Here is an 18525-nt window from a genome sequence, read left to right as displayed (position 1 = left end):
GCTCCTTTTTTCGTACCAGCTATTTCAAAAAACCACAGCTCTAAGGTGGTAGCAAACTCACAAACCTATCTTTACAACACACATGGCGCTGATATTCATAACAAATTCAAGTAAGGTAACCAGTTAGTTAACGTATTGGATTCTAAAACTATGGATTGGTTGATTCTATTCTTATCAGGGGTGGTTGGCGGTGTGCTTAACTCCATTGCGGGTGGCGGCAGCTTCATCACTTTCCCTGCTTTGTTATTTGCTGGCGTTCCACCAATAGCAGCCAACGCGACCAATACCTTTGCTTCGTGTGCTGGATACATTAGCGGAGCCTACGCTCTGCGCCACGAAATTCAATCTGGAACTAAGCAGCTAAAACTGACTATAGCTTTATGTGTGATTGGCGGTGGTATCGGGGCATTTTTACTGCTGCACACACCAGAAGCTCTGTTCACTCAATCTGTCCCTTGGCTGTTGCTGTATGCTGCTCTGCTTTTCACGTTTGGCGGCACGCTCAATAAATGGCTTAAACAAGCTACAGCAAAACATAAGCACGCCACTAGCGCAGGCGCATTCTTTTCCGCTTTATTACTTTTGATTGTCTGTATCTACGGTGGGTATTTTAATGCAGGTTTGGGCATTGTGACATTGAGCTATTTGGCGCTGGCTGGTTACACCAACATCAACGTGATGAATGGCATCAAACTGCTCGTGTCCGCGTGTGCTTCCCTCGCAGCGATCGTATTTTTTATCGTCAATGGTTCGATTGATTGGCCGTCTGGCATGGCTGTATTATTGGGTACATTGGTTGGTGGTTATTATTCAGCAAAAATCTCTCGCCGCATCCCTCAACACTATGTTCGAACCACAGTGATCATCGCGAGCTTTTTGATCACCGCTTACTTTTTCTATGCTAATTAGACGTTCGGTCAATAAGGCTTGCAACTGGAAAGATTAAGCAAAGAGACTACACCCTTCTCATACCGATTCCGCTATTTTATTGCTTATAAAATAGACAAGCCAAAATGTGTGAGACGAGTCCTTCAATTAGCAAATTTGATAACAATTTAGACTGTTTTTTAGCCTTTATTTTGCCAAAGGTGGGATAATTCTCCTGTCGAAAGTGAGACTTCATTAGGAGGCGTTATGAACACTAAACTCGGTCATGTCATGTCATCAAGTCGACTCATTTGCTTTGTCGCTTTTCTTGCTGCCACATTCGCGTGGATCCTAAAAATGCCCGCTCTGTTTTCTGTGTCAGCGCTATTCTTACTTATCAGTGCAATCGTTTATGTCACCGATCTTTGGAAGAATCAAAGAAAGAACCGCGAAGCTTAGCCATTTACGGTTTAAATCGAACGAATTAAAAAAGGAGCTCATAGGCTCCTTTTGTGTTTTTCGCTTATCTAATTAGCCGTGCTAATCGCCGACGCCTTATTTAGCGACGGTTCTTTCTAGCGACGTCTTCTTGTTAACGACGGAAATTACGACCGTTACCGCCACGGCGCTCTTTAAATGCAGACGCAGCTTTAGCTTGAGAGGCATGGATAGACTCAACCGTTAGTTCCATCGGCTCACGAGGCTCTAGTCCATGGCGGAATGTACGTGAACGCGGAGGCATCTGGTACTCAATGTCCGATGCTTTAGGCATACGCTTGAAACGGTAAAGGTAGAAGTTTTCAACCTTTTCACGAGCCCATTCGGTTTTCTTCAGGTATTTAACTGCACTTGCCACTGTAGGCTTAGTGTTAAAGCAGTTCATACGCATGGCCGCATCTAAAATTTCCCAACCATAGTGATCCACTAATTCAGTGATCATGGTTTCAAGCTTTAAGCCGTGTAACGGGTTATTTTGTTGCAGTTCGATTCTTTCTTCTTCAGTCATAACATTACCTTTTTCAAGGCAACTAAAGGCCTTGAATTTACTCTAGAACACCGTCATCACTGACCATTTCTAGCTCAATCACTTGGGCATTACATCCATTGCCCTTATTTATGCCTTTATGATGGCATAAAGCATGTGCGTTATCCTATTTATCTTTTCATTTAATTTTAAAATGGTTATTTAACACCCTACCTTAGCTCGCTATACAGACTAAGTACATTCTGCAAACAAACCTTCACCCCAAACGTTATGAAACTGGTTCAACTTAACAAAACCTACGGTAACCGTATGCAAAAACCATATATTTAGTGATGAAATTAAAGTTTTTCAGTACGCAGTATTACATTTCAATAACACAGTGCTATGGTTTTATTGAATATCGAAACGGTAAAAAACCCGATTAAACAGTGGCATAATTATAATTAAAGGTTGGCTTGCCACATGTTTGACTACTCCCATTTCAGTAGAGCAGCGGCCCAAGACAAAGACATCGTCGCCATAGTCGATGATCTCTTCCAGCTAGCTCGTGAACACTACCCCATATTATCTCGGCTATCCGTGGTGCTGTGCAGTGAAAATAAAGCATCGAATTATTTTGTATCGGATTCACTGTGCCAAAACGCCAAGCATCATTACATCGAACAGGTGATCAAACCCAACTCTGCGTTGAGTCGTCTGGCTGAATCATTGGAAACAAGAATTGTTGATGACCTCTCTTTGATGAATCCGACTAAACAAATCTCTCATCTACTCGAGCTTGGTCACCAAAGTAGCTATACCACTCCAATCCACTACCAAGAGAGTAACCTTGGGTTCGTTTTCATCAACGCCTCATGCACTGACTTTTTTGCTAAGCAGACAATACAAAGCGACATCGCCTACCTCACCCAAGCGATTTCGAACCTGTTTGTGCAACTCTTCGAACGCCAGAGACATTTTCAGTCCTCATTAGCCATCGCCCTAAACATGGGGCACGCACGCGATCCTGAAACCAAAGAGCATCTGATTCGCATGGGAAAATACAGCGAACAGCTCGCACGTACGCTTTCGCACAGTAACAATGAGATCACCCACCAATTCGTTCACCGCATTCGCTTGTATGCCCCGTTTCACGACATAGGGAAGTACCGAATCCCAGACAAAGTGCTCTTCAGTACTGAGCGTTTTTCGGAAGAAGAAAGAAACATCATGAACAATCACACGATATATGGCGAAGAGATGATTGATGACGTGGTTGCCCTTTCCCACCACAGCTCAATGTGTAGCGAAGAAGTTCAGTTCATCCAGAATATTGTACGTCACCATCATGAACGGTTTGATGGCTCAGGGTTGCCAGATGCGCTCGTTGGAGAAGCGATTCCACTGGAGGCAAGAATTGTAACGCTAGCGGATGTGTTCGATGCTTTACTGAGTAAACGAGCTTACAAACACGCATGGTCAGCATCTAAGGTAATGGACTACATTGAAGCGCATACAGGGTTGATGTTTGATCCAGAGTGCGTCTCTGCGCTGAAGCAAAACCTTGATTACTTCATGTCGATACGAGAGCAATACAGTGATATGCAAAGTCCACAAGCTGCACTCGCTTAACGGGTTGTATTGAATTTGCTGTCTGTGACTCTCTTGCAGAACCAACAAAAAAGGATGCCAGTTGGCATCCTTTTGTTTTCTAGTTTACAGCTAATAAGAACAACAAGGTTCTTAACTGATTCTAACTAACGATTATACGTCGTAAGTTGTAGAAGCAGTATCGCCGCCTGTACCAGTCCAGTTTGTGTGGAAGAATTCACCACGTGGACGGTCAGTACGCTCGTAAGTGTGAGCACCGAAGTAGTCACGTTGAGCTTGAAGCAGGTTCGCTGGTAGACGTGCAGTTGTGTAACCGTCTAGGAAAGATAGCGCAGAAATCGTACATGGCATTGGGATACCAGACTCTAGAGATTTCGCTGCTACTTTACGCCATGCTACTAGGCTGCCTTGTAGGATGTTTTTGAAGTACTCGTCAGAACCTAGGAACGCGATGTCTGGGTTTGCTTCGTACGCATCACGGATGTTGCCTAGGAATGCAGAACGGATGATACAACCACCACGCCACATTAGTGCTACGTTACCGTAGTTTAGGTCCCAGCCGTTTTCGTTCGACGCTTCACGCATTAGCATGAAACCTTGAGCGTAAGAAATGATCTTAGAAGCCAGTAGAGCTTGACGTAGTGCATCAACCCACTCTTGCTTATCACCTTCAACTGGAGTGATTGTTTTCTCAAACAAAGCTTCAGCTTCAACACGTTGGTCTTTAAGAGCAGACAGGCAACGAGAGAATACAGACTCAGAGATTAGAGTTAGTGGGATACCTAGGTCTAGTGCGTTAATACCCGTCCACTTACCCGTACCTTTTTGGCCTGCAGTGTCTAGGATCTTCTCAACTAGCGCTTCACCGTCTTCATCTTTGTAGCCAAGGATGTCAGCAGTGATTTCAACTAGGTAGCTGTCTAGCTCAGTCTTGTTCCAGTCAGCGAATACTGCTTGCATCTCGTCAGCAGACATACCTAGGCCATCTTTCATGAACTGGTATGCTTCAGTGATAAGCTGCATGTCACCGTATTCGATGCCGTTGTGTACCATCTTAACGAAGTGACCAGCACCGTCGTTACCAACCCAGTCACAACAAGGCTCACCAGCGTCAGTTTTTGCAGAGATACCTTGGAAGATTGGCTTAACCGCTTCCCAAGCTTCAGCCGCGCCGCCTGGCATGATTGAGGGACCGAAACGAGCACCTTCTTCACCACCAGATACACCAGTACCGATGAAGTGGATGCCTTTCTCACGACAATGCACTACACGACGGTTAGTGTCTGGGTAGTTAGTGTTACCACCATCAATGATGATGTCGCCTTCGTCTAGAAGTGGGATTAGGTTTTCGATGAACGTGTCTACAACGTCACCAGCACGAACCATAAGCATCACTTTACGTGGCGCTTCTAGCTTCTCAACTAGCTCTTCTAGAGAGTAAGCACCAACAATGTTAGTACCTTTAGCTGGGCCTTCTAGGAACTCGTCTACTTTAGCAGCAGTACGGTTATGAGCCACAACTTTGAAGCCGTGGTCGTTCATGTTTAGGATAAGGTTCTGACCCATTACTGCTAGGCCAATTACACCGATATCACCTTTCATTATTTTATCTCCTTGCGGCTATTCGCACTTATGCGATAGCACTTGCTGCATTTGAATCTAGGAACCACTCTGTTTCGCCAGTTTTAGACTGGATTTTCGCTGCCGGGTAAGGCAGTTCTGAAGCAGGAGTTGTATGAATTTCTTTAACGATCTCAACTTTACCTGCACCCAGTACTAGGTAGCTGATTCGTTTTGCTGCTTCTAAAACTTTCGCTGTTTTAGAAACACGGATTTGACCAGACTCAGGGTGAAAAGCTAATACAGATAGGTTCTCATCTTGGTAGTTGGTTGCACCTGGGAATAGTGAAGCTGTGTGGCCGTCTGCGCCAACACCAAGCAGAATCCAATCGAATACAGGCGTGCCGTTTTCTGTTGGGATTACGTCTGCCATCTCTTTTGCGAAACGCTCTGCTTCTGCTTTTGGTTCATCTTCACCTCGGATGCGGTGGATGTTTTCAGCAGGAAGGTTTGCTTGAGTAAACTCTTTTAGTTTTGAAAATAAGAGCGCGTTTGCTTCACCGAAATTGCTTTCAGCGTCGTCTGGTACAACGCAACGTTCGTCGCCCCACCAGAAGTGAAGGTTATTCCATTGAATACCTTCCGCGTATGGCGCCTGTGCTAAAAGTTTGAAAAGCATTTTTGGCGTGCTGCCACCAGACAGTGAAATGTGAACAGGTTTGCCCTGCTCGCTGTATGCTTTCATTTCATTTGCTAGGTTTTCAACAACCAGTTCAGGCGTTGCAAAGATCTTGTGATTGATCATAGTTCGCAGTAATCCGTGTCTGTTAAGTTTTTGCATGGGAAACGCCATGCGCGGCCATCACGTTGCAGAAGTTCATCTGCTTCCTGTGGGCCCCAAGTACCACAAGCATAGCCAAACAGTGCTTGAGGATCTTGCTTGAAGTCTAAGATTGGTTGAACGTACTTCCAACATGCTTCTACCGCATCGGTACGTGCAAACAGAGTCGCATCACCGTTCAGTGCATCAAGAAGAAGACGCTCATAAGCCGTCAGCATCTGAGTTTCAGGCAAGTCAGAGTAAGAGAAGTTCATTTTCACTTCTTTTGCTTTGAAGCCTGCGCCTGGCTCTTTCAAACCAAAGCTCATCTGGATACCTTCATCCGGTTGGATGCGGATAATCAGCTTGTTCTCTGGTGCATCTTGACCAAATACTGGGTGTGGCGTGTTCTTAAAGTGAATCACGATTTCAGTCACACGTGTTGGTAAGCGTTTACCTGTACGTACGTAGAAAGGAACACCATTCCAACGCCAGTTATTGATGTGAGCTTTCAAGCCGATGTAAGTCTCGGTACGAGAATCATCCGCTACACCATGCTCTTCACGGTAACCTAGTAGGTGCTGACCACGAACATCTGATGCTGTGTACTGACCTAATACTAAGTCTTTACGCAGATCATCTTCTTCCAATGGTTTCAGACACTGAAGCACTTTAACCACTTCATCACGAATAGAATCAGCGTTAATTTGTGCAGGCGGCTCCATACCTACCATCGCTAGCACTTGCAGCAGGTGGTTTTGGAACATGTCGCGAACTGCGCCAGAACCGTCGTAGTATCCGCCACGCTCTTCAACGCCAAGGAACTCAGCACCTGTGATTTCAACGTATTCAATGAAGTTACGGTTCCACAGTGGTTCAAACATCGCGTTTGAGAAACGAAGCACTAGAAGGTTTTGAACCGTCTCTTTACCAAGGTAATGGTCGATACGGTAGATCTGGTGTTCTTGGAAGTGATGATGGATCTCTTCATCCAACGCTTGAGCTGATGCTAAGTCGTAACCAAATGGTTTTTCGATGATCAGACGACGCCAGCCGTTCGATTCATCGTTAAGGCCATGCGCAGCAAGGTTTGCTGGAATCACACCGTATAGGCTTGGCGGGGTTGCCAAGTAGAACAATGTGTTATGGTTTTCGAATTGGTAGTCTTGCTCAAGCTTGTCTAGACGTTGTGCTAAACGAGCATAGTCGTCTACATCTGAAGTATTGATCGCTTGGTAATGCAGATGTTCAATAAATGCATTCAGCGTCTCTGGTTCAGTTTTTTCCATTTCCTGAAGAGACTTCTTCAGCTTCTCACGGTAAGACTCATCGCTGTACTCAGTACGGCTCACTCCAAGAATCGCAAAGGATTCTGGTAGTTGATTGCTAGCATACAGGTGGTATAGAGCAGGAATTAACTTGCGGTAAGTTAGATCTCCCGACGCACCAAAAATAACGATGCTGCTGTTTTCAGGTATTACCATCATCTTTCCTATAAAAACAAGGTTTTTAGTATTCGCCAAAGGTATCAGCGACATACGAAAATAGATAATAGGTCTTAACTATTACATCAATAGTAAGCGCCTATTAAATTTGAGAATGCGTTTGGTAAACGAGGGTGAAAGCTATCACCTCTATTCGGGACAGTATTGTCTATGACTATTTGATTTACATCAACCACTGTGAAAGCAATCGATTAAATATTGACTCATTTCGAACAAATTCTAATCGATAGTTCCGTTCATTTAACCCACGGGTGAAGCAAATCGGCATTCTCAAACAGTGTAGTCAAGAAAGAACGGTATCTGGTCGGTGGAGTGAGCAATAGGAAAGGGAGAAAAAGGTAAAACCAGCTTATTCAACTGGCTTTATATTTATTTTGATGGTGTCGTGTTTATCTTTGCGCTTTGTTGTAGCAGCGCTCCGGGCGACCTACGGTACCGTAATTTAAGTCTGCGACTAACTCACCAGTGGTAATCAAAAATTCTAAATAGCGTCTGGCGGTGGTTCGGCTAGCACCAATTCGTTCTCCGGCTTCATCGGCGGTAATATTAACGGCATCAGCTTGCTGAAAAATGGCTCTGATCTTATCCAACGTTACGCCATCAATGCCTTTGGGTAAGGTGGATACTTTTCCAGAGTCCGCTTTGGCATTGGCTTGCAGCATCTTATCAACCAAACCTTGATTCAAATCCGACACACTTTCAAACTCTTGCTGTTGAGATTGATACTTTTTCAGTGCCGCTTCCAAACGAGGGAACATTACTGGTTTCAATAGATAATCGACCACCCCACCACGCATTGCTTGCTGCAGCGTATCGACATCCCGAGCAGCAGTAATCAAGATAACGTCGCAGCCTTGATTGCTCCCTCTTACGTGATTAAGAATATCGAGCCCACACCCGTCCGGCAGATACACATCCAATAACACCAAATTCGGTTTTAAGATGTCCAGTTGCATCAGCGCTTCAGACTGTGTAGTGGCAATGCCGACCACGTCAAAGCCACCCATCTGTTCTAAATAACGATGGTGTAGCTCTGCAATCGCAATATCATCTTCAATGACCATGACTCTCGTGATTGCGTTCATTTATGTTCTTCCTTTAACCATGTTTTTTCCGTCACGATGATCTTCACAAGATCGCTTCGAGCTTAATTATTATTGTTCTTCTTTTGGCAAATAAACCGTCATTCGCGTGCCAAAATCTTGGTTGTCGACCATTTCAAGCTGCCCTTGATATCGGTCTGCCAGCTGCTTTATCAGATACAAACCCACACCACGATTTTGCTTCGCTTTGCTCGATACGCCTTTTTCGGTGAGTGCTTTGGTCGCCAACTCTTTCGGCAAACCGCACCCTTTGTCTTCTACTTCTACGATAATTTCATTACCAAAATCACTGATTGAAACTTCAATAACCCGACGCGCTGGCGCAATTTGACCCTCTTGCTTAATCGCCGTCATGGTGGCGTCAAAGGCGTTATCAATCAGGTTGCCAAGAATTGTGACAACGTCATCCGCGTTTAACCAGCTAGGCAGAGCTTCAAGCCTTGATCCCTCTTCCACTTTAAGCTCTAACCCAATCTCTCGAGCTCGCTCTGTTTTACCTAAAAGCATGCCTGCAATAAGAGGGTCTTTCACCGTCTCTCTTAAGAACTCAATTAAGCTCTGGTAATGAGCGGTTTCTTGACCAATCAATTGTTGAACAGAATCCAACTCGCCCATCTGAATCAAGCCACTAATAGTGTTAAGCTTGTTTTGATGCTCGTGGGTTTGTGAACGCAGTAGATCAGCATATTCTTTGGTTTGTGAGAGCTGGTCTGTTAAATCGTTGATTTCATCTCGTAATCGGAAACTCGATACCGCCCCGACCACCTCACCTGCCACTATAATCGGGCTTCGGTTAGCAATGATTCGCTTATTGTTTAAATACAACTCAACATCGTGGTCGGTGTCGCCGGTTGATAGCAGTTGTTCTAAATCACTGCCTGGCAATACATCAGAAAGGCGCTGTTGATTGAGTGCTTTATCCCTGTCTATCGATAAAATATCGCAGGCACTCTTATTAATTGAACGTAAAATGCCGTGCTTATCGATGCTCAGAATGCCCTCTTTCACGGTACTCATGGTTACATCTAGCTCAACATACAACCGGCCTATCTCTTCAGGCTCAAAGCCCAAAATAGCGCGTTGAAAACGGCGAGATACATAACTCGAAATCAAAGCGTTGACCGCAACCACCAGCAACGCCATCACAATCAAAAAGGCTAAGTAAGGTTCGATTCGATCTTGCAACGAATCCAATAAGTAACCAACTGACACCACACCAATAACGGTACCTTGGGTGTCTTTTACCGCAGATTTACCACGAACTGAAAAACCCAGCGATCCTTTGGCTGTCGACACATAAGACTCGCCCAATACCAATGCTTTTTGGTTATCGCCACCACGCATGGGTTTACCGAGCCTGTCATCATAAGGGTGAATCAGGCGGATACCTTTATCATCTCCAACAACGATAAACGCCGCGCCAATGAGCTGAGTAAGGTTACGAAATTTAACTTGGGTTTCTTCAGACAAAACGTAGGGAACGCCATTAGGGTCCAACGTTCCATTTTCTTGAATAATGCTGGTGACAAGCGGCGATTCAGATAGAAATTCAGCAACACCTAACGCTTTCAAACCCATCTCTTGTTCTTGAGATTGTTTGATGTAGTAAAAACCAGCAGCTGCAAGAATCAAAAGTTCAACGAGGCCAGTGACCGTCATGATAATCAGTAACCTTTTACGGAAACTGATACTGCTCCATTTCATATTCCACCGTCCCTAGTGTTAGACGATCAATGTTAACACCAAGTTAATCGCATGACCTTTCTAGGGGCGTGAATTTGTGACTGCTACTCAACTAAATAATTGAGCAGATTGTTAATTGATAATCCTTTACGTTGTTCATCTCGATTAATCGTTCATTTTTAGGACTGATTAGCTTAAAAACCAAAATAAACGAATAAATATTGAGCTAGATCACTAAGCTTTTAGGTGTTTTTTAGGTTGTTTAAAATAAATACAATTATAATGGTTGCATATGAAGAAGTTTATTGTTGCTAAGCCATAGGTCATGATTTTCAGACCGCGCTTTGAATCGAAACTTCGATTAACAAAATAGCAACAACCCTTCACTCGCTGGACGTATCTATAACTAAAAGTTGCACGCTCGCCGTTACGAATGATGAACAAACGGATTAAGTATTCTCCCCTATTCATCCATCGCTATTTCAAACTCGGCTAGCCAGACAACGAAGAGGTGACTGATAAAAGCATCACCCAATAATAAAACATTGATGAGCAGGAAGTATCGATCAGTCAGTGGCAACGTCCAATAGAAACAGGATAACAAACATAACGTATAAACATTGTTGAAAAGGAAACAAGGCAATGAAACGCGATAACTTTGGAATTTGTCTTACTAAGACTATGCTGTTCAAACACTTACAATCGACTTTTACTCACGTAAGAGCCTATGAGAAAGATGGCACCTCCCCACTCGATCTCAAGGTATTGTTAGCATTCCCGCAAATGTCAGGGAGAGATTTATTACAAACAATGCAAGGTTCAAGACAATTGGTATGGCGCGCCGATCACCATTGTCCTAGCTTTAAATAAGCCACTTCATTTTGTAAAAACACTTCTATACTGAACTTAAAGAGCACGCTTATGCGTGCTTTTTAAGTTTCATTTATCTTTGATATTCACGTCACTCAATCTTATTTACACTTGTTTAACGAGTTATGAAAATTTCTATTCATATGAGACAATCTATTCAAGACAAATGACTATCGCCCTGTTAACATTAGAGTTAATACTCTAATTGGTATTTAATGCAGATGACCAAACCAAAATTCCGATACCTTGCGATCGCCAGTATGCTTCTCGGCACTATGGCTTCGCCAGGCTATGCAGCTCCGCTCACTTTTTCTGAAGCGTGGCAAATATTGCAAGAAAACAACAACTCACTTGCGGCTCAACAAGCCAACGTTGAACGTTATCAACACCTTCAGAACTCAACAAGTAGCCTTAATCTACCTTCTATTACCTTAGGGGCTAACTACACGCACCTTGATAGTGATGTGACGATTAATGGTGAACAGTTTTCAGATAGCTTGAGTGGAGTAAACCCTGCTATATCCGCGATTTTGCGCCCTCTAGTTGGTGGCGTTACCTCAACGATTACCGAACAAGACATCTTTAGCTCTTCCATTCGTGCTGTGTGGCCTATCTTCACTGGTGGTCGAATAACCGCTGCGCAAAATGCGGCTGAAGGTAAAAGCGAAGAAGCGCAAAGCCAACTGTTGATGGAGAAACAAGCTCGCTACGAAGACTTAAGTAAGTATTACTTCTCGGTGATCTTAGCGGAAGACGTGGTGAGAACGCGTCAAGCCGTTGAAGCAGGCTTAACTCAGCATCGTGATTTCGCCATCAAGCTTGAACAGCAAGGACAAATCGCCCGAGTAGAGCGCCTACAAGCCGATGCTTCTTTAGATAAAGCGATTGTAGAACGCACGAAAGCTCAGAACGATCTTAAAATTGCGCAATTGGCGTTGACCCAAATCCTTGGTCAAAATGAAAGTGTAGAACCCTCTGAACAACTGTTTATCAATAAGAACCTGCCTCATATGGACGTGTTCATTGACCAGACACTCATGACCTACCCCGGCCTTAAGATTCTTGATGCAAAAGAGAAACAAGCAAGCAGCTTAATTAAAGCCGAGAAAGGTAAATACTACCCAGAGGTTTACCTTTATGGTGATTACAGCCTGTATGAAGATGACTCTCTAGCCAGTGAAATGAAACCCGATTGGTTGGTTGGCATTGGTGTGAATGTGCCACTGCTTGATACCTCTGGCCGTTCCGACAAAGTCGCTGCGGCTCACAGTGCCGTATCACAGGTTCAATTCCTTAAGTCACAAGCTAAGCAAGACTTAACCGTGTTGGTACAAAAGACTTACCTTGAAGCAAACCAAGCCATTGAAGAGGTTCAAGGCCTAAACTCGAGCTTGTCTTTAGCTCAGGAAAACCTATTACTTCGTAAAAAAGCCTTCACACAAGGGTTATCTAACTCATTAGAAGTGGTTGATGCCGAGCTTTATCTTGCGAGTATTAAAACCCAGCAATCTGCTGCTCGCTTCAAATACCTAATCTCTCTCAACAAGCTGTTAGCGCTAACCAGCGAAATGAATGCTTACTCGAGTTACTTAACCTCTTCTGTTCCGTCTGATTTCGACTCAAAAACAGACACCGATAGCCAGTCAAAAGGATAATTCATGAAACCTATTAAGCCCCTTCTTCTATCTTTAGTTGGTATCGGCGTTATTGGCTGGGTCGGATACAGTTTCTACCAAGCTTATCAACCACAGCCTGTTAAGCTTCAAGGTCAAATCGATGCGCAGCAATACAGCATCTCATCGAAAGTACCAGGCAGAATTGATGAAATATTCGTGCGTAAAGGTGATTCAGTTGAAAAAGGCGAATTGATCTTCTCTCTACTAAGCCCTGAGATTGATGCGAAATTAGAACAAGCAAAAGCTGGTCAGAAAGCCGCTGGTGCGTTAGCACAAGAAGCAGAGAATGGCGCGCGTACTCAACAGATCCAAGCCGCTAAAGACCAGTGGTTAAAAGCCAAAGCAGCTGCCGACCTGATGGACAAAACCTACCAACGTGTAAACAATCTTTACAACGATGGTGTGGTTGCCGAACAGAAGCGTGATGAAGCCAAAACACAGTGGCAAGCGGCGAAGTACACCGAAAGCGCTGCGTTCCAAATGTATCAATTAGCGCAAGAAGGTGCTCGTGACGAAACCAAAGTGGCCGCCGCTCAAAAAGCGTTAATGGCAGCGGGTGCGGTAGCGGAAGTTGAAGCTTACGCAAAAGACACACAGATCCACAGTTGGTTTAATGGCGAAGTCTCTCAGGTTCTATTAAGCAGCGGTGAACTCGCACCACAAGGCTTCCCTGTTGTGACTGTTATCGACACCAAGGATGCTTGGGCCGTACTCAATGTGCGTGAAGATATGCTTAAGCATTTCGAGAAAGGCAGCCAGTTTGAGGCTTACCTACCGGCTCTGGATAAATCATTAACTTTCCAAGTGACTCACATCGCCGTAATGGGTGATTTCGCAACTTGGCGCTCAACAGACGCAGCACAAGGCTTTGACTTACGTACTTTTGAAGTAGAAGCGCACCCCGTCGATACGAGCGAAACACTGCGTATGGGCATGAGCCTAGTGGTTGAGCTTTAGGTGACTTATGTCTGCTAACTCTCAACATACTGGATCGCAATCTAGAGTCTCGCAATCAACTGAGCATCATAGAACGAAGAATACCTTGCTTAGGCAGTGGGCGATTGTCCGCAAAGACAAATGGTTGTTGTCTTGCCTAACTTGGATCCCTTTGCTGCTTGCTGCCAGTATCTGGCTGATTTTTTCGCAAGGGATCGCTCGTGACTTACCGGTTGCAGTTGTTGACTTGGAACACAGTCAAATCTCGCAACAGTTCACACGCCTTGTTGATGCGTCACCAACGCTGCAAGTCACTCAGAAATACAGCTCTGCGAGTGATGCGGCGAAAGCGATGATCGAACGAGATATCTATGGTTATGTTGTGATACCAAGGCACTTCGACCGAGACCTTCTGCTCGGCTTGAATCCGCAAGTGTCTGTATTCTATAACAGCCAATTTATCTTAATCGGTAAGCTGGTGAACTCTGCGTTGCTGCAGGCTCAAGGGACTTTTAACGCGCAATTTGAAGTCGTGAAACAGCTGTCACACGGTGATACCACGGTGCTATCCGCATTAGGCCAAGCAGTAACAGTGCAAAGCCAAATCACGCCACTGTTCAACAAGAACACCAGTTATGCTCAGTTCTTGGTGTCTGCAGTTATTCCTGCACTGTGGCAGATCATGATTGTGGTGGGCACGATATTGGTTTTGACGGCAAACGTTAGAGCTCGCGGCCTTCACGCTTGGTTATCTAACGCCCCTATGAAGTCGCTCGCATCAACATTAACGCCCTACCTTGTCTTGTTTTTGATGTTTGGTATCGCGTTTAGCTATTGGTTCTATGTGCTCTTAGACTGGCCATTTAACGGCAGCTTTGTGGCATTGACCATTGCCCAACTGCTTACCGTGATTAGTTGTATCATCATGGGTTGTTTGTTTTTCTTCTTAACACTTGATCCTGCAAGGGCGATGAGTTTCGCTGGCGCGTTTACGGCACCAAGTTTTGCGTTCATGGGCATTACCTTTCCGGTGACAGACATGAACACGGCAGCTCAAATTTGGAGAAGCTTGTTGCCTGTGAGTCATTACATCGAAGTACAAACGGCGCAGTCTAGTTATGGTGTGAGCGCAGCACAGTCGCTGATCAGCCTCTCTTCTATGTGGTGGTACGCGGTTCCTGCTTTGGTGGTGATGTTGTTAATTAAGAAACACTTGGCGCAATCAACTCTAACTGCACAAACGGAACTATCGACAAAAGAAACATCATCAACACAGCCAGAAGCATCAGCACAAGAAGGAGTAAAACGATGAGCTTTACTCAACTGCTCAAGCAAGAACTCTTAGCGGTATTGCGCAACCCTGTCGTGCTTCTTACGGTATTTGGTGGTGTGGTCTTCTATTCATTCTTGTATCCATTGCCTTACGCGAACCAAGTTCCTCAACAACTGAAAGCCTCAGTTGTGAACTTGGATAAGAGTCAAAGCAGCTACCAATTAGAGCGAATGGTGGATGCCACCTCTCAAATCGAATTGGTCCGTCGAGACTCCACCATCGCCGATGCAAAACAAGCCGTGCTTAACCAAGAGATTGGCGGGTTCCTTGTCATTCCAGAAGACTTCTATAAAGACTTGCTGCTCGGTAAGAGCCCGACACTTTCTTACGCTGGTGATGCTTCTTACTTCTTGGTCTATGGAACCATTGTTGAAGGACTAGCCAAAGCAGGAGGCACGTTAGCTGCGCAAGTTAAGGTCAGTCACTTGTTAGTCGAAGGTGTGCCTTTAGAATCGGCAGCCAAAGGCTACAGTGCTTTTAGCTTGAACCTGAAACCAACGTTTAATAGTCGCATGGGATACATCGATTACGTAGTTCCAGCCGTCTTTGTGTTGATCCTGCAACAAACCTTGGCCATGGCTTCCGGTTTAGTGGGTGCAACCCAAAACGCTCAATCGACATTTGGTTACTGGAGCAAAACCTCTCCAGCGAAACTGATGCTTGCTCGCTGTTGTACCTTAGTCGGCATTTATTACTTGCTGTCGATGTACTATTTCGGCGCTAGCTTTTCGATGTATGGGATAAACCAGCTCGCCTCAACAACACAGATCTTAACCTTACTTCTGCCCTTCTTACTGGCCAGCTGTTTGATCGGGATTTTTATTGGTGAGTTAGTACCACGAAGAGAGCTAGTCACGGTTGTGGTATTAATCAGTTCAATGCCACTGATCTTCTCGTCTGGGTTTATCTGGCCAGTTGAAATGATGCCTGAATGGTTAGTTCTATTATCACAGCTATTCCCAAGCACACCGGCTATCCAAGGTTTCTTAGCACTTAATCAGATGGGCGCATCTTGGCAAGAAGTGGCGTCTCAATGGACATTACTCTGGGGACAAGTTTTGTTATGGGGTTCGTTATTGGCACTTAAGCTCTACCATAAATCCAGCAAAAGCACGGTTGGCAACAACAATAGTCATCGAGCCGTTTAGTGTTATGTGCTAGTGGAAAGTAGTCATGCTTTCCGGTCATCAAAAAAGCTCTGATACAGGGCTTTTTTAATATCCTCAGATCCGAATACACCTTCAGCCTTCGAATGTTTAAACACTGCCAAAACATATCGAATACTCGAATTCTCCTACGTTCCCTCTATGTCCCCCCTATGCCCCTAAAGCCCATCACTCTGAATTCTCCTTCATTCGCCTCTATAACAGCTACTGCATATGCTTTTCTCAGCCAAAAAAGCATCGACTTATTCCCAAACAATGACAAAACCCGAACAATTGTAAATTTATTGTAAAAATTTCTTTGTTGGTATTATTTTTATGTATAGGATTATCAGCAGGACTTGGTAGCCCGAATACCATAGTCTTATTGGTGCACATACCAAAAGGATATCCATACAAAGCAAGATCAGTACTTATATTTATTTCGTTTTTCGACCTAGCTACAGCCGTTTATGTTGCCGTCGAATGAAGTAGATAAACCACTGAGATATACAAATCAAATAGAAAACAAACACAACAGCAACAAACATAATTTATTAAAAAGACAGGGAAAACCATGAAAAACATACGTGAATTATTTTTTGGGTTTATATTATTGTTTAGTTCCAGTGCATTTGCAGAAGAAGGATCATTTAACCAAGCTATCAGCAACTTAAGTCAAAGTGTTGATGGGTTTTTCAACGAATACACAGGTTGGTTCGTTGGGCTGATATTTAAAAGTGTACCGATTGGTGAAGCTAACTTCCCCGTGATTGTTGGCTGGCTGTTGCTCGCTGCGATCATCTTTACTGTTTATTTTGGCTTTGTTCAATTTAAACGTGTCGGCATGGCGATAGACATTATCAAAGGTAAGTATACCGATCCTAACTCTAAAGAGGACGGCGAGGTTTCTCACTTTCAAGCGTTAACAACGGCGCTTTCTGGTACTGTCGGGCTTGGTAACATTGCCGGTGTGGGTGCTGCACTTGCGATTGGTGGTCCTGGCGCGACATTCTGGATGATCTTGTGTGGCCTTCTGGGTATGGCTTCTAAGTTCTGTGAGTGTACTTTAGGTGTGAAATACCGAACTATCCTACCTTCAGGTGTTGTTTCGGGTGGTCCAATGTACTACCTAAGCCAAGGTCTGGGTGAAAGAGGTTTAGGCGGACTAGGTAAAGTGCTCGCTATTGGTTTCGCATTAATGTGTATTTTAGGCGCATTGGGCGGCGGTAACATGTTCCAAGCTAACCAAGCACACGCCATGTTAACTTACGCATTTGATGTACCAAGCGAATACGGTGTGATCACTGGCCTTGTACTTGCCTCTTTAGTTTTCTCTGTGATTGTTGGTGGTATGCCTTCTATCGCATCGGTAACGGAAAAAGTTGTTCCTTGGATGGCTGCTCTGTATATCGGTATGGCTCTGATTGTTATCGGTTCTAACCTTGATCAAGTTGGCCCTGCGTTCAGCGCAATCTTTACAGGTGCATTTACTGGTGAAGGTGTTGTTGGTGGATTTATTGGTGCGTTAATTCAAGGCTTGAAGCGTGCAACGTTCTCGAACGAAGCAGGTGTAGGTTCAGCAGCTATCGCTCACTCAGCGGTTAAAACAAAAGAACCAATCACCGAAGGTCTAGTATCACTATTAGAACCGTTCGTTGATACGGTAATCATTTGTACAATGACAGCATTGGTTATCACTATCGCTGGTTTAAACGTAGGTCCATTCGATGGTTCTGGTTTAACGGGTGTAACGCTGACTGCAGCATCTTTTACTGAAACGGCAGAAGTATTCAAATACACACTCGCTCTCGCAGTAATCATGTTTGCGTTTTCTACCATGATCTCTTGGTCGTACTACGGTCTTAAAGCTTGGACTTACCTATTTGGTGAAGGCAAAACAACGGAGCTGATTTTCAAAGTGATGTTCTGTGTGTTTGTTGTTATTGGTGCCACGATTCAATTTGGTGCGGTAATCGACTTCTCTGATGCAGCTATCTTTGCGATGTCTATCTTCAACATTCTTGGTCTGTACTTCTTGATGCCAGTTGTGAAGAAAGAACTGCAATCGTTTGTTGCTCGTGTGAAATCAGGCGAAATCAAAACGTATGAGAAATAACGTTTAGTGGAATGAGGTTTTGCTCTAGTAGCTAACTGCATTCTAAGAAACGACACAGCTCTAAAAACGAAACTGTTCTAAAAATTTTTGTAAGACCCTTTGCTTGAGAAAGCGAGAACAGGACTGCAACTTATCCAAAATCCCTACCAGCTTGGCTTGTGGGGATTTTTTATGTCTGAACGATTAGGCGAATAACTACCTTCAATGCCCTGCTCACTCTTTTCACCCTTTTCACTCTGTTCATCATCGTGTTCAACATCGACACGACGAACCAACTCTTCTACTTTGATCATCTCTTTTTGCGCTAATGGCGAGCGACAATCATCGAAACAATAA

General features: G+C 44.3%; 16 protein-coding genes. 9 read left to right on the top strand and 7 right to left on the bottom strand.

Translation table 11 applies throughout. The annotated features are described in order from the left end of the window. The first annotated feature begins 150 nt into the window (after positions 1–150). Both AB4512_RS14955 and AB4512_RS14950 read left to right on the top strand, forming a co-directional pair. Positions 151–909: a sulfite exporter TauE/SafE family protein gene (locus AB4512_RS14955; protein ID WP_372106582.1), complete on the top strand. Its 759-nt coding sequence runs from the start codon at positions 151–153 to the stop codon at positions 907–909. A 225-nt stretch (positions 910–1134) separates the two neighbouring features. Next, positions 1135–1326 carry a hypothetical protein gene (locus AB4512_RS14950; protein WP_123283324.1) on the top strand — a complete coding sequence of 64 codons (192 nt, stop codon included), beginning with the start codon at positions 1135–1137 and terminating at the stop codon, positions 1324–1326. A 133-nt stretch (positions 1327–1459) separates the two neighbouring features. Here the strand turns inward: AB4512_RS14950 and AB4512_RS14945 are convergent, their stop codons facing one another. After that, complete coding sequence (locus tag AB4512_RS14945) at positions 1460–1873, bottom strand: VF530 family DNA-binding protein (protein WP_010438513.1); 414 nt, start codon at positions 1871–1873, stop codon at positions 1460–1462. 429 nt (positions 1874–2302) lie between these two features. Here AB4512_RS14945 and AB4512_RS14940 point away from each other — a divergent pair, with 429 nt between their 5' ends. Further along, complete coding sequence (locus tag AB4512_RS14940; protein ID WP_372175117.1) at positions 2303–3463, top strand: HD-GYP domain-containing protein; 1161 nt, start codon at positions 2303–2305, stop codon at positions 3461–3463. 132 nt (positions 3464–3595) lie between these two features. Here AB4512_RS14940 and gnd read toward each other — a convergent pair whose 3' ends face one another. The 5 genes from gnd to AB4512_RS14915 all read right to left on the bottom strand — a co-directional run bounded on the left by gnd (position 3596) and on the right by AB4512_RS14915 (position 10134). Further along, a complete protein-coding gene (gene gnd / locus AB4512_RS14935) occupies positions 3596–5044 on the bottom strand; it encodes a decarboxylating NADP(+)-dependent phosphogluconate dehydrogenase (RefSeq protein ID WP_017066265.1) in 1449 nt (482 codons plus the stop codon). Positions 5045–5072: 28 nt separating this feature from the next. Next, positions 5073–5807: a 6-phosphogluconolactonase gene (pgl, locus tag AB4512_RS14930; protein WP_372175127.1), complete on the bottom strand. Its 735-nt coding sequence runs from the start codon at positions 5805–5807 to the stop codon at positions 5073–5075. Further along, positions 5804–7306 carry a glucose-6-phosphate dehydrogenase gene (zwf, locus tag AB4512_RS14925; protein ID WP_017059714.1) on the bottom strand — a complete coding sequence of 501 codons (1503 nt, stop codon included), beginning with the start codon at positions 7304–7306 and terminating at the stop codon, positions 5804–5806. Before zwf ends, pgl begins: the two co-directional genes overlap by 4 nt. A 410-nt stretch (positions 7307–7716) precedes the next feature. Further along, the gene (locus AB4512_RS14920; protein WP_017069356.1) at positions 7717–8412 is read right to left on the bottom strand and encodes a response regulator; all 696 of its coding nucleotides are present in this window, start codon (positions 8410–8412) and stop codon (positions 7717–7719) included. A gap of 69 nt (positions 8413–8481) precedes the next feature. After that, on the bottom strand, positions 8482–10134 hold the full coding sequence (locus AB4512_RS14915; RefSeq protein WP_032546322.1) for a sensor histidine kinase: 1653 nt from the start codon (positions 10132–10134) through the stop codon (positions 8482–8484). Positions 10135–10755: 621 nt separating this feature from the next. On the opposite strand from AB4512_RS14915, the gene AB4512_RS14910 reads away from it, so the two are divergent. The 6 genes from AB4512_RS14910 to AB4512_RS14885 all read left to right on the top strand — a co-directional run bounded on the left by AB4512_RS14910 (position 10756) and on the right by AB4512_RS14885 (position 18189). Further along, a complete protein-coding gene (locus tag AB4512_RS14910) occupies positions 10756–10983 on the top strand; it encodes a hypothetical protein (RefSeq protein WP_009846577.1) in 228 nt (75 codons plus the stop codon). 215 nt (positions 10984–11198) lie between these two features. Continuing rightward, positions 11199–12638: a TolC family protein gene (locus AB4512_RS14905; protein ID WP_372175116.1), complete on the top strand. Its 1440-nt coding sequence runs from the start codon at positions 11199–11201 to the stop codon at positions 12636–12638. A gap of 3 nt (positions 12639–12641) precedes the next feature. Next, positions 12642–13616: an HlyD family secretion protein gene (locus AB4512_RS14900; RefSeq protein ID WP_019820704.1), complete on the top strand. Its 975-nt coding sequence runs from the start codon at positions 12642–12644 to the stop codon at positions 13614–13616. A gap of 7 nt (positions 13617–13623) precedes the next feature. Then, entirely contained in the window at positions 13624–14907 is a 1284-nt protein-coding gene (locus AB4512_RS14895; RefSeq protein ID WP_372175115.1) for an ABC transporter permease, read from the top strand. Then, on the top strand, positions 14904–16076 hold the full coding sequence (locus tag AB4512_RS14890; protein WP_372175114.1) for an ABC transporter permease: 1173 nt from the start codon (positions 14904–14906) through the stop codon (positions 16074–16076). The genes AB4512_RS14895 and AB4512_RS14890 overlap by 4 nt, the downstream gene beginning before the upstream one ends. Before the next feature lie 571 nt (positions 16077–16647). Next, positions 16648–18189: a sodium:alanine symporter family protein gene (locus tag AB4512_RS14885; protein ID WP_017059723.1), complete on the top strand. Its 1542-nt coding sequence runs from the start codon at positions 16648–16650 to the stop codon at positions 18187–18189. Between the two features lie 143 nt (positions 18190–18332). On the opposite strand, the gene AB4512_RS14880 is transcribed toward AB4512_RS14885, so the two are convergent. Continuing rightward, positions 18333–18525, bottom strand: a 193-nt coding sequence (locus tag AB4512_RS14880) for a hypothetical protein (protein ID WP_372175113.1), incomplete at its 5' end; no start/stop codon positions are given.

The organism is Vibrio sp. 10N.222.52.B7, from assembly GCF_041474275.1.
In the GTDB taxonomy this organism is placed as follows: domain Bacteria; phylum Pseudomonadota; class Gammaproteobacteria; order Enterobacterales; family Vibrionaceae; genus Vibrio; species Vibrio crassostreae_C.
The sequence above is the reverse complement of the archived record's forward strand: the minus strand, read 5'-3'. Positions and strand labels throughout refer to the sequence as shown.